Below are 11,855 nucleotides of genomic sequence, written 5' to 3'. Positions count from 1 at the left end.
CTCGCCGATCCGGCGCATGGCCTGGTTGAGTTCAGTCTGGACGGGATCATTCTGGCGTTTTTTCAGCGACTCGTCGATCCCGGCCAGCGCTTTCTCTCGCCACTGCTCCAGGCGGTAGATCTCAATGCTCAGTTCGCGGGATAGCGCATCAACGGATTCGCCCCGCAGCAGACGTAGGACCACTTCACGCTTGCGGGCGGCACTCCAGCGCTGCCCCTCGGCCAACGGTCCTGTGACGGTTTCGTTCTGGTTCTGTTTGGTCATTGTCAATCTCCTTGGACACGGGGACATTACCCCAAATCAGTGTCCAAGAAAACCGGCGCCGCTCCACCAATAGGATTTTGATCTGCGGCATTGAATGGAGCCAAACGAATGACGTACAGTCGTTTGAGGGGGGAAAGGTCAGGACAGCAATGAACGATCAACGATCGGACAATAGCGAAAACAATGACCTCGAAAGGCTCAACAAAACGCGGGACCAGTACGCTTTTTTGTTCAATTTTGCACCGGTGGGTTATTTCACCTTCAACCGTAATGGTGAAATCAATTTTGTTAACGTTACTGGAGCCAATCTGCTGAGTCATGCACGACATGAACTGGTCGGACGGCGCTTTGAGCATTTCATTGACGACAAAGACAGACTGAAATTCTCCCACTTCATCAAAACGGTCTTCAACCGCCATGAGAAAAAAACCTGCCGCCTTGATCTGGCCTCGTTTCTTCCCACCCCTCTATCCGTCCGCATTGAAGCCCTGGCCAATTCATCGTGTGACGAAATCCATGCGGTACTGATCGACATCACCGAAAAAAAACGCGCGGAACAGGCCCTATACGAAAGCGAGTACAATCTGGCGAAAGCTCAGGCCATGACCCATGTCGGCTCCTGGAGCTATGATCCGATAACAACGGAAGTCAGAGCATCAGCAGAACTTCTCCGTATTCTGCGGCTCAAACCAGAACAAGTTACCCAGGAAATGTTTGCCGCTGTTGTTCATCCTGACGATCACGACATGGTGATCGAACGTCTGCATAACACCATTGAGCATGGAAAAGCTTACGAGATTGAGCATCGCCTGTTATTCAGCGACGGAGAACAGAAGTGGGTCTACACCATTGTTGAGCCGGCAGTCAACAATGCCGGGAAAGTGTTGAAACTCTACGGTTCAACGCAGGACATCACCCAGAGAAAAAAATCGGAAGTCGAATTACGCAACAAAACCAACGAGTTGCTGGCAATTTTCGATTCTATTGGTGACGGCATCATTGTCTATGACAACAACGCCAGAATCCAACACCATAACCTTATCAGTCCCCAATTGTTCCCAGAAAAGGTTTTTCCAGGAGCACCCTGCAACAACATCTTTCATCTGCAGGAGAACCGCAGTCCGCAAGACTGCCCCGTGGAAAAAGCACTTCAAGGCGAGCGAGTCGACACCTCATTGATCATCAACCTCAACAACAGCCAACAGCGAGCCCGCTACATCGATGTAACAGCAACCCCCATCAGGGATTCCATGGGCGAACAAAACAGGGCGTTGGTCTTTCTGCGCGATGTGTCGACCAAGCGGCTTCAGGAAATGCACCTCATTCAGGCCGAAAAAATGTCGAGTGTTGGCATGCTGGCCACAGGAGTCGCTCATGAAATCAACAACCCCCTGACCTCAGTTGCCGGCTGTGCCGAAGCCCTGCTGCGCCGTTTTCGTGAAGCACCAGAATTGCTTGAGTTCGCCCAGCTAGAGCAATTTCCTCATTATCTTGAAATCATTCTTCGCGAGTCCTACCGCTGCAAAGGCATTATCGACCATCTTCTGAGTTTTGGCAGCATGTCCGATGGCCTGCGTCGCAAGGTCGATATCAATCTGGCGCTGAAAGAAGTCATCGAACTACTCAAATACCAGGATAAATACCAACAGATCCAGGTCAGCACGGATCTGTTGACCGAACTGCCCAGAGTCGAAGGGGACCCCTCGGCTCTGCGCCAGGTTTTCATGAACCTTCTGGTCAACGCACATCAAGCCATCAAGGGTCGGGGAGATATTTTTGTAAGCACCCGCAAGCAAAACAGCAGGCACGTCCAGATTGTCATCCGCGATACAGGCGACGGTATGGAACAAAACATTCTGGATCGGATTTGGGAGCCGTTTTTTACGACAAAAGAAGCAGGAAAGGGGCTAGGCCTTGGTCTGGCCCTAACCTACAACATCGTAAAAGACCACAAAGGTGAGATTACAATTGAAAGCTCCCCCGGCCAGGGCTCAGTCTTTACCCTCCTCCTTCCGATTTCTGCCGATAACGCCAATCCAACAACAGCAAAAGCACGATACTGATGCAACAGAAAGGGCGGCTAATAAATTCGAGCCATTGATACAGTACCCATTTTCCCAGCCTTCGCGCCGAGCCAAGCAACCCCAGGGACACAAGCATGGCCAGCAGCGTCCAGATTAAAGCCCCTCAGCCGGGTAAAACCCTCCCTGTATTTCAAGCCAATCGCCCAGCCAACTTGATACCAACCTGCCACCGCCAGAAAAATCCTCGTCATGGGTATTTCTTTTTGAAAAATTTCTGCAAGAATTCCTGCCAGACGAAAGCAGCATGGCGCTTCACCTTCGTCAGACAAAGTCGGGCACCGGCCCGGCCTCACGGACAATCGCAACTCTTTTCCCCGCAGGCGGCTCGTCAGGGGAACAGGAGGCCGCATGAAACGATCCCTTGATCTGGGCAATTTCCGCTTCAGCATGCGCGTAACGGTTCTGAGCCTGTTTCTGATCGCCACCCTGCTGACGGCGGCGGTAGCCATCGGCCTGCAATACTACTTCAACAAGCAGCTGGCCCAGGAAAATGCCCTGAATCGCTACCGCGAAGCCGCGCTACGTGCCAGTGAAGCCCTGGTTCAACTCGACCGGCGAGCCCTGGAGGTTGCCCAGCTGCTGTGCAACTACCCGGGGTTGGTGGAACATGGGACCATCGGGCCCGTCGCCCGGCAGGTTTTTGCTGCCACACTGCAACACGATGCCCTTGTTTACGCCATCTATATCGGCCTTGAGAACGGAAATTTTTTCGAGTTGGTCAACCTCAATGCCGGTGCGCCCATCCGTTATCAGCTTGATGCTCTGCCGCAGGATCGCTGGGTCACCATCAGCATTGAGGATGATGGCCGGCAACGCCAACGGGTTTTCAGCTATTACGACGAACAGTTCCAACTGCGTACCAGCCGGCGCGAAGCCAGCACCTATCAACCGCACAAGCGTCCCTGGTTCACCAACGCGGTCGAGCACCGTGTTCACAAAACGCCGCCCTACCTGTTTCAGCATCTGCAGGCCCCGGGTCAAACCTACTCGACCCGCATTGCCGGCACCGATGCCGTGCTGGCCGTCGATATCGCCCTGTCGTCGCTGTCACGCGAACTGGGAAAACTCGTCAATGACGGCAGCACCGTCTATCTCTACCAGGAAAACGGCAACCTGATCGCAGCCAGCGCTGCACAGCTGCCGGCTTCGACGGTACAGCGCGCGGCACCGCTGCCCTTAAATGCGCAACAGGCGCAGGCGGTGGAGCAACATCCGGTCATTACGGTAACCAACGAAATGGACTGGCCACCGTTCGACTTCACCCTGCGAGGGGAGCCTTGCGGCTTCGCCATTGAGGTGCTCAAACTGGTCGAGCAGATGACCGGCCTGCGATTTCGTTACATCAACGGACTGAGTTGGTCGGAACTGCTGCAGATGTTCCAGGCCGGAGAGATCGATATTCTGCAACCGGTTGTGGGTACCGCGGCCAACAGCGAACTCGGGCTGTTCACCACGGCGATCGCCCAGCCCCCGCTGGGCATTCTGACCCGCAAGCGCCACCGGCCTCCGGCCCGATTTGAAGATCTGGCGGGCAAACGTGTCGCCATTGTGCGCGACTGGTCCATTATCCCGATGATTGCCCAGCGCTTTCCCGCAGTCGAGATTATTCCGGTCGCATCGACCGGCAAGCTTGTGGAAGCCGTCCGGCAGGGCCAGGTCGAGGCTGCCGTCGATACCGCTGCCGCCTTGAAATACCTGATGCAGCTGTATTTCGTCACCGATCTGGAGGTGCAGACGCTGCCGGATCTTAAAGCCAGCGAACTTTCCAGCGGTTTACATCTGGTCGTCTCACCCGCCTTGCCCGAAATCGCCGAATTGATCGATCAGGCGTTGGCCCGGATCACCCCCGCTCAATGGCAGACTCTCGAAATGCGCTGGCTCTATCAGGGAAGAGAAAAACTCTCCCAGCCACTGACAGCGGTTCCCCACCCGGAGCTGGTCCGCCTGCCACAAAAACGCAGCCACCTCAATCGTCTGCATCAATTACAGCTGGCCGGGGTCGATTCCTATGTTTTCCTGCAGCAGATCGCACCGGGCAAAAATGCGGAATATTTTGCCGTTCTCACCCCTGCCACCACGCTGTTGGCCCCTGCCTTCATCCGAGTGAAAACCGGCCTGCTGGTAACGGGTGGATGCCTGTTGCTGCTGTTACCGCTATCGCTGGGCATGGCGAACCTGATTGTCAAGCCGGTTCAGAGTCTGGCGCTGGAGAACGAAAAAATCCAGCTGCGCCACTTCAATGCGCTCAAGCCGGTGACCAGCCGCATCCGCGAATTGCACGAGCTGTCTTCCTCAATGACCCTGATGGCCAGAGCGATCCAGAAGCATGTCCATGAGCAGGACACCCTGATGGAAGCCTTCATGCATGTGATCGCCCAGGCGATTGACGCCAAGTCCAAATACACCGCCGGCCATTGCGAACGGGTACCAAAACTGGCCGAGATGCTGGCCCGCGCTGCCGACAGCAGCCAGGCGCCATCGTTTAAGGCCTTCCATTTTACCGAGGACTGGCAATGGCGCGAATTCCGCATCGGTGCCTGGCTGCATGACTGCGGCAAGATTTCAACCCCGGAGCATGTGGTCGACAAGGGGACCAAGCTGGAAACCATCTACAACCGCATCCACGAGATCCGGACCCGCTTTGAGGTCCTCTGGCGCGACACCGAAATCCTCTACCTGCAGCGCTGTCTGGAACGGCCGGGCCAAAAGGCGCAGCACCTGCAGGAACGGCAGCGGCGCCAGCAACAGCTGCAGCAGGATTTTGCCTTCATTGCCGCCTGCAATGAGGGCCGGGAAGCCGCCATGACCGCCGCCGACCAGCAGCGGCTGGAAGCATTGGGCCGCACAACCTGGCAACGGCACTTCGATGATCGGCTGGGGCTGTCGCTGGCGGAGCTGAAACGGAGTGGAGAACAGCCTGAAACCCTGCCGGCAACCGAAACCCTGCTGGCAGACAAGCCCTGGCACCGGATCGAACGGGAGAAACCGGTTCTCGGTCGCGGCGGTGCCAGCTACGGCCTTGCCATCCATATCCCGGAGTATCTTTACAACTTCGGCGAGATCCACAACCTGAAGATCGCCCGCGGCACCCTAACCGAGGAGGACCGCTTCAAGGTCGCCGAACACGTCATTAATACCATCAAGATGCTCAGCAAGCTGCCACTGCCCAAGGAACTGCAACGGGTACCGCGTTACGCCTCGACCCACCATGAACGGCTTGATGGCACGGGTTATCCGCGCCAGTTGCAAAACGACGAATTGACCATTCCGGAAAGAATCATCGCCTTGGCCGACATCTTCGAGGCCCTGACCGCGCCGGATCGCCCCTATAAACAGGGCAAAAGCGTCCGCGAGGCTCTGGACATTCTTTACGACGAGGTGCAGAGGGGCCGACTGGATCAGGATCTGTTCGAACTGTTCCTGACCTCCGGCGTCTTTCAGCGCTACGCCCAGCAGTTTTTGGCCGAAGAACCCGACATCGTCAGTGCCATCGACATCAGCCAGTACCTTCGCCACCCTGGCGCTTGGCCAGCCGCGTAGAAAGCCAAAGCGCAGCGCCAGTACGCAAAAAAACTGGGCACCCGCTCGGGTGCCCAGGGAATCTTCATTCTTCACGCGGCGTTCAGATGGCAGGTGTACTTTGCCCGTCGGCAACAGAACCGGCAGCCACCAGTCGCCATCAGGGGGTGTCCGGCGCGGTCTCGTCAGCCAGCAGGGCGCAGTTGCCGCCAGCGCGGGTCAGCAGCAGGGTATAGAGCGGCACCCGGTCAGCACTGGAGGCCAGCAGAAGCCGCACCTCTACATCAAGGGGCTGTCCATTGGCATTGCGAATACGGTCGAGACGGGTCTCGATCCGGTCATCAAGCCCGCCGGGCTCGACAGTCTGAGCAATTTTCTGTTTAAGCCCGGTACGGTCATCGAGAAAGTCGAATACCGAGCGACCCAGCAGCTCACGGCGGGAAATACCGAAAAATTCCTCGGCCATGCGATTGGAGATGACAATCTTGCCATCGGCCAGGAAGGTGACGATACCCGCCTGGGCCGCCTCAATCAGATTGCGATAGCGTTCCTCCGACTCACGCAGCTGCAGATCGCTGCGCTGCAGCGCAGCCATCATGTCGTTGAAGGCCGCCAGCAATGCTCCGATTTCATCCTGGGCCGCCGGCAGATCGAGCCGGGTGGAGAGATCGCCGGTGCGGCTGACCCGCTGCATGGCGGTGGAGGCCAGCAGCACCGGTCGCAACACGAACTTGCGCAACAGGGTTCCCAAGGCAAAGAAGATCACCAGCAGAATGATCAGGCGGTAAAACAGGTCCCGCTGCAGATTGGCGGCAATGCCCTGTTCCAGCCAGGCCATGGGAACCTGCACCGAGATGGCACCAATCATCTCGCCAGCCTGATAATTGTACGACGGATGCTGTGGGCCGAAACGCCGCTGAATGTAATCCGGCGCGGCCGCGTAGTCTCCGTGACAACGCAGGCAACTGGCCTCGGCATCCATCCGGTGCAGGTAACGCAGCACTGGCTGACCACCTTCAGACACCACACGATAATCCTCCGCCTGTGGCTGATTGGCCATCTGCTGCAAACGCTGATGTTCGTAGGCATCGGGCAGGTTGGCGGGATTACGGTAGCGCAGCGAAATCTGCCGCACCACATAGTCGCTATCCGCGGTCAGCCGCCGGGCCACGCCGGTGGCCACCACCTGCGGCGTCAACGCCGGGTTGCGGGCAGGTTCATCGCCGACAACCGCCGCCATGTAATTGCGGGTTTCAATGATCTGGCGGGCAATGCCACGAGCACGCTCCAGGGCCAGTTCCCTGACCTGGGCCTGCTGATCCCGATAGCCAAGCAAGGCCACCAGCATAAACAGGCCGGTCAAGGCACTGAGCAGAATCAGATTGAGACGGGTGCGTAATTTCAGCTGGCTGATCCAGCGCATAACTTCCTCCTGCCCGCCCGGCAACCGGGGCACGCGGCCCAAAACCCCACAGCGGCACGGCCTTTCTGCTAGCGATGCTGCTTGACCGTGCTCAGGGTCGCCATGGCCTGGGCCACCATGCCGGCAACATCACTGGTGTTGTTCGGTACGATCAGGGTGGTGGATTCCTTGGCGATGCGGCCGAATTCGGCCACATACTGCTCGGCCACACGCAGATTGGCCGCCTCCATGCCCCCGTCCTGACGCAACTGATCAGCAATCAGCCGCAAACCAGAGGCTGTCGCCTCGGCCACGGCAAGAATCTGTGCCGCCCGCCCTTCGGCCTCGTTGATCATGCGCTGTTTTTCCCCTTCCGACTTCAGAATGGCATCCTGCCGTTCACCCTCGGCCCGGTTGATGGTTGACTGGCGCTCCCCTTCGGAACGGGCGATTTCCGCTCGTTTGGACCGCTCGGCGGTCATCTGGGCCTCCATTGCCTGCTTCACCGACTGGGGTGGGATGATGTCCGACACCTCATAGCGCAGCAGTTTGATCCCCCACGACTGGGCCGCCTCGTCGATGGCCTGCACCACCGTGGCGTTGATGCTTTCGCGCTCTTCGAAGGTCTTGTCCAGATCGATGCGCCCGACAGCGCTGCGCAAGGTGGTCTGGGCCAGCTGCGCTGCGGCCAGTTTATAATCATTGATACCATAGGCCGCCAGCTTGCTGTCCTGGACCTGCAGGTAGATCAGACCATCGACATCAACGGTGACATTGTCTTTGGTGATGCAGGTCTGACTGGGGATATTAACAACCTCTTCCTTGAGCATGAAGCGATAGGCCACCCGATCAAGAAAAGGGATCAGAATATGGAAACCGGCCCCCAGTGTGCGGCTGTACTTGCCCAGCCGCTCAACAATGTATTCGTATTTCTGCGGCACGATGACAGCAGTTTTGAGCAGAACAACAACAACCAGCACAGCAAGGATAATCACGGCGAACAATGACGGGTTCATGGGCACTCCTCGATAAAGGGAACAAACGATGGCAAAACGCTAGTGATCCTGCGCTGACACCGCAGCGGCCGGCAAGGCTTCAACCTGCAGTTGACTGCGGGAACCCTCGGCATAGCCACGCACGGCCACCAGGGCATCGACCTCAAAATCCTCTTCAGCCTGGGCATCCCAGAAGGAACCGCGCCAGGCCACCCGTCCCGGCACCGGTGGCCGGATGGCCTGAACCACCCGTGCCGTGCCGTGCGGCTCGTCCAGCAGCTGGTCAACCGGGTTGACCGCCTGTTCCCCGGCGAAGATTCGCATGGCGAAACGCCGCAGCCCGATCAGGCTGACCAGGGTGGCGATCAGAAACAGCCAGAGTTGCTGCGTCAGCGTCAGATCCAGGACCAGTAGGCACAGGGCCACCACCAGACAGCCGGCGCCAAAAAAAATCAGGATAAAACCAGGCACCGCCAATTCCAGCAACGCCAGCGTCACACCGGCAAGCAGCCACAGCAGCCAGGGCGTAAACAGATCATTCATTGCCGATCTCCTCAATACGGCCGGCCTGTGCCGGCACGGGTTCCGCTGTACAGTACCGGCAGTATACGTTATTTTTCTGCGGAAACCAGCCTTCCCCCTCCCGTAACTGGCAGGAGCCGACCGATGCCAACGCCCTCCGATCCGCCGACCGCCACCGAAGAGCCCCTGCTGCCACGCCTGCTGGCCAGCAACGCCCTGCGCGCGAATCTGTCCAAGCACATGGTTCTCAACCAGATGGCCGACTCCAAGGTATCGATCATCATCACCGCCGCTTCCCTGGTGGTAACCATCACCCTGACCCAGTACCAGCACCTGCCCCTGGCAGCCACGCTGCTACTGGTCACGGCCAGCCTGCTGGCGCTGTTGTTCTCATTTTTCGCCATTATTCCGCCACTGCACGCCAGTGGTGCCACCAACCTGTTCTACTTCCGCTCCTTCGCTGAACTAAGCGAGGAGGAATTCCGGCAACAGTTTCTCGCCACCCTCAGCGACAAGAACCGGCTGTACGATGCCTACCTGCATGAAATCTACTTCCTCGGCAAGCACCGTCTGACCCGTAAATACGCCTTGATCCGTAACGCCATGTGGTGCCTGCTGGCCGGCCTGGGCGGAGCCGCCGCCGTGGTATTGCTCTGCAGCCTGCCCTGAATGCAGGCACCGCTGATCTTGTTGCTCTTCAACCTTTCCCCAGGGAGAATGTCATGCCCGAAATCCACTTTTATTTCAGTCCTCTTTGTCCGCGATGCCGGGGCGCCCGGCGCGAATTGGAACGGTTGCGGCAGCAACGCCCTGATCTGACCATCGAGGAAATCAATGTGCTGCGGCAGCCCCTGCGCAGCTGGCGTGCCGGCATCCGCCTGATCCCGGCGCTGCAGGCGGGGGCACAGCACCTCAGCGGACTATGGCTGAACCCGGCACAGTTGCAGGCCTTTCTCGACCGGCTTGACGCCGACAACGACAGGCTGGATTGAGTTTCCTTTACGGCGCCGCATGAGGGAACCCCTGCCGATCAAAGCGCCAGTCGCGAAAGGCGAACATAAAAGCATGGTCCTGCCGCCGCATGAACCACTGGTTGTTGTGATTGAAGCCCAGCAGCTGATGCATGGCGGCAAAATCAAGCTGCCAGCCGGCTGCGACCCGCCGCAGCAGATAGGGGGCACACCCGCGCCGGGTAACGGGAAAACGTATCACCGCCAGTTGTTCATGCTGCACCGTGCCTGTACGCACCTCAGCCTCGGCCCAATGAGCCTCCAGCAAAGCCTGGGCGTTGGCCTGCTGGGCGTCCGTCACCAGCCAAGACGCAAAAAAATCGCGACTCGACGGACTGTACAGTGGCAGCTGAGGCGCCTTGATCCGTGCCCGGAGAACCTCAAGATACAAAGCCAGGCTTTCCAGCGGCGTTGGTTGTGGCTGATAACGCGCCAGATCGGCCACATCAAGCGTCTCCTCTGGTCGGGCAGCCGCCCCCTCCAGCGCCAACCGTGCACCGCCGCCACCCGACAGCGTTGTACCGTTGCGCACCGCCGGACGATCCGGCAAGGCATCTTCCTGTGCCAGCACCGCCCCCACCACCAGTTCTACCGTCGCCTCAATCCCCTCGGCCAGTCGACCGGCAGCATAAAAAGGCGCCATCTGCTCACGCTCGATACGGCCGATAAACAGATCGGTCAGCAACGCCTCCAGATCATAGCCCACCTCAAGACGCACCTGCTGCCGTTGAGGATCGAACACCAGCAGCAGACCACGAGCACCGCCGGTCTGCTCTCCCAGTCTTAACCGGCTGAGCTGATCAGCCGCCAGACGATCCAGATCGTCCACCGCCTGCGGCAGAATCCATACCTGCAACGCGATCCGCTGTTGCTGCAGCAACAACCGCGCCTGTTGACACAGCCGTTGCCGGGCCGACGGCGACAACACCTCCGCCTCATCCACCACTGCTGGCGGCAACGGCGGAGAAACCTGACAGGCGCCACACAACAACAGACTCAATAGCACCAAAAAGCGCCGGATTTTCATAGAACCTCCCACCCCCCTAAACCGAAAGCTCAAGGAATCGGCCCAAAAACCTCCGACCGCTTCACGCGGGTCAGACGGAAAAACGCCAAAACCCTGTTAGTAAAACAGTCTTGGCGCAACGCAAGTTCACTCAGGCGTGAGCCTGCATATGAGTGAAAAAGTAACACTGACACCGCCCTGAATCACGGCCCCAGCCAGCACCTGCATGGTACCAGCCGGGGATCACAACAAAATCAACGGGCAACAAGCGCAACAATGGAGACTTCGCCGCCATCCGAGGATGACAGCTGACATCTAAGAGAAGAGTCGAGATAGATACCATCGCCCTCATTCAATTCCAATTGATGGCTATTGAACAGTAGGCCGGCCCTTCCCTTCAGAACAAACACGAATTTTTCACCTTTACTGACATTCAACAGATCAACGGCCCCCGTCCCCTGGCCGGAGACAAGAAACGGTTCCATTTTTCTATACCGTTTTTTAGCCGTCATGGACTCACAATAAATTTTCCTGTCCCTTTCAGCTTGGCCAGGATTCCCGATCCCAGACCTTTGGCCATAAGTACGAACAACATCAAAGAGAATTTCTTTTTTCTCATCTTCGAAGAAATGAGCGATTTTAACATCGAAAAATCTGGCTATCTTCGACAAGGTTGCGACTGAAGGGCAAATTTTATTGTTTTCGATTTGTAGCGGAACCGGTTCCCTGGACACAAGTTTAGCTTACGCCGCCTGACGGATTTCATCGGGTGATCTGAAGCCGTTTTTCTCAACACGCCATTCGCTGTTGTAAAGCTCCACGAAGGTCATCACGGCTTCGCGAACGTCGGTGATGTTACGGAAAACCCGGCCATAGATGGCCTGCTCTTTCAAGGTGCGGTTGAACCGTTCGGCAACTCCATTGGTCTGGGGTTCGGCAACAAAGGCAAAGCTGGGAGTGATCCCCCAGAACTTGATCTGGTTCTGAAAATGGTCTGAGAGGTACTGGGTGCCGTGATCCATGCGCAGGGATAGCCCTCGGGCAATTCCTTTC

At 57.6% G+C, this 11,855-nt stretch carries 12 protein-coding genes; 4 read left to right on the top strand and 8 right to left on the bottom strand.

Translation table 11 applies throughout. From position 1 onward, the window contains the following. A partial coding sequence (locus BLR80_RS12385) for a transposase (RefSeq protein ID WP_092080797.1) occupies positions 1-264 on the bottom strand: 264 nt, incomplete at its 3' end. 149 nt (positions 265-413) lie between these two features. Between BLR80_RS12385 and BLR80_RS12380 the strand changes: the two genes are divergently transcribed. Continuing rightward, positions 414-2,327: a PAS domain-containing sensor histidine kinase gene (locus BLR80_RS12380; protein WP_092080794.1), complete on the top strand. Its 1,914-nt coding sequence runs from the start codon at positions 414-416 to the stop codon at positions 2,325-2,327. A 17-nt stretch (positions 2,328-2,344) separates the two neighbouring features. Here the strand turns inward: BLR80_RS12380 and BLR80_RS12375 are convergent, their stop codons facing one another. Further along, a complete protein-coding gene (locus tag BLR80_RS12375) occupies positions 2,345-2,617 on the bottom strand; it encodes a DMT family transporter (protein WP_143012176.1) in 273 nt (90 codons plus the stop codon). Between the two features lie 79 nt (positions 2,618-2,696). On the opposite strand from BLR80_RS12375, the gene BLR80_RS12370 reads away from it, so the two are divergent. Further along, positions 2,697-5,888, top strand: coding sequence for an HD domain-containing phosphohydrolase (locus tag BLR80_RS12370; protein ID WP_092080789.1), 3,192 nt, complete (start codon positions 2,697-2,699; stop codon positions 5,886-5,888). A 139-nt stretch (positions 5,889-6,027) separates the two neighbouring features. Here the strand turns inward: BLR80_RS12370 and BLR80_RS12365 are convergent, their stop codons facing one another. The 3 genes from BLR80_RS12365 to BLR80_RS12355 form a co-directional block, all read right to left on the bottom strand. Beyond that, entirely contained in the window at positions 6,028-7,290 is a 1,263-nt protein-coding gene (locus tag BLR80_RS12365; protein WP_092080786.1) for a Tll0287-like domain-containing protein, read from the bottom strand. 68 nt (positions 7,291-7,358) lie between these two features. Continuing rightward, complete coding sequence (locus BLR80_RS12360) at positions 7,359-8,285, bottom strand: SPFH domain-containing protein (RefSeq protein ID WP_092080783.1); 927 nt, start codon at positions 8,283-8,285, stop codon at positions 7,359-7,361. A 39-nt stretch (positions 8,286-8,324) separates the two neighbouring features. Further along, positions 8,325-8,807 carry an NfeD family protein gene (locus BLR80_RS12355; protein WP_092080780.1) on the bottom strand — a complete coding sequence of 161 codons (483 nt, stop codon included), beginning with the start codon at positions 8,805-8,807 and terminating at the stop codon, positions 8,325-8,327. A gap of 123 nt (positions 8,808-8,930) precedes the next feature. On the opposite strand from BLR80_RS12355, the gene BLR80_RS12350 reads away from it, so the two are divergent. Then, positions 8,931-9,455 carry a Pycsar system effector family protein gene (locus tag BLR80_RS12350; RefSeq protein WP_092080778.1) on the top strand — a complete coding sequence of 175 codons (525 nt, stop codon included), beginning with the start codon at positions 8,931-8,933 and terminating at the stop codon, positions 9,453-9,455. A gap of 53 nt (positions 9,456-9,508) precedes the next feature. Further along, positions 9,509-9,778 (top strand): glutaredoxin family protein, encoded by a 270-nt coding sequence (locus tag BLR80_RS12345; protein ID WP_092080775.1) that lies wholly within the window; start codon positions 9,509-9,511, stop codon positions 9,776-9,778. Between the two features lie 7 nt (positions 9,779-9,785). Here the strand turns inward: BLR80_RS12345 and BLR80_RS12340 are convergent, their stop codons facing one another. The 3 genes from BLR80_RS12340 to BLR80_RS12330 all read right to left on the bottom strand — a co-directional run. Next, on the bottom strand, positions 9,786-10,823 hold the full coding sequence (locus BLR80_RS12340) for a TPM domain-containing protein (protein WP_092080772.1): 1,038 nt from the start codon (positions 10,821-10,823) through the stop codon (positions 9,786-9,788). Positions 10,824-11,056: 233 nt separating this feature from the next. Further along, positions 11,057-11,473, bottom strand: a complete 417-nt coding sequence (locus tag BLR80_RS12820) for a cupin domain-containing protein (protein ID WP_143012175.1) — start codon at positions 11,471-11,473, stop codon at positions 11,057-11,059. Positions 11,474-11,545: 72 nt separating this feature from the next. Further along, the coding region (locus BLR80_RS12330; RefSeq protein WP_143012174.1) for an integrase core domain-containing protein at positions 11,546-11,855 on the bottom strand (310 nt) is incomplete at its 5' end.

Source organism: Desulfuromonas thiophila (assembly GCF_900101955.1).
GTDB classification, from domain to species: Bacteria; Desulfobacterota; Desulfuromonadia; order Desulfuromonadales; family Desulfuromonadaceae; genus Pseudodesulfuromonas; species Pseudodesulfuromonas thiophila.
This window is presented reverse-complemented; position numbering and strand designations above follow the sequence as displayed.

Coding starts and splice junctions, on each gene's coding strand:
- BLR80_RS12350 (WP_092080778.1), top strand. CDS start 8,931: ATGCCAACGCCCTCCGATCCGCCGACCGCCACCGAAGAGCCCCTGCTG.
- BLR80_RS12380 (WP_092080794.1), top strand. CDS start 414: ATGAACGATCAACGATCGGACAATAGCGAAAACAATGACCTCGAAAGG.
- BLR80_RS12360 (WP_092080783.1), bottom strand. CDS start 8,285: ATGAACCCGTCATTGTTCGCCGTGATTATCCTTGCTGTGCTGGTTGTT.
- BLR80_RS12340 (WP_092080772.1), bottom strand. CDS start 10,823: ATGAAAATCCGGCGCTTTTTGGTGCTATTGAGTCTGTTGTTGTGTGGC.
- BLR80_RS12370 (WP_092080789.1), top strand. CDS start 2,697: ATGAAACGATCCCTTGATCTGGGCAATTTCCGCTTCAGCATGCGCGTA.
- BLR80_RS12365 (WP_092080786.1), bottom strand. CDS start 7,290: ATGCGCTGGATCAGCCAGCTGAAATTACGCACCCGTCTCAATCTGATT.
- BLR80_RS12355 (WP_092080780.1), bottom strand. CDS start 8,807: ATGAATGATCTGTTTACGCCCTGGCTGCTGTGGCTGCTTGCCGGTGTG.
- BLR80_RS12345 (WP_092080775.1), top strand. CDS start 9,509: ATGCCCGAAATCCACTTTTATTTCAGTCCTCTTTGTCCGCGATGCCGG.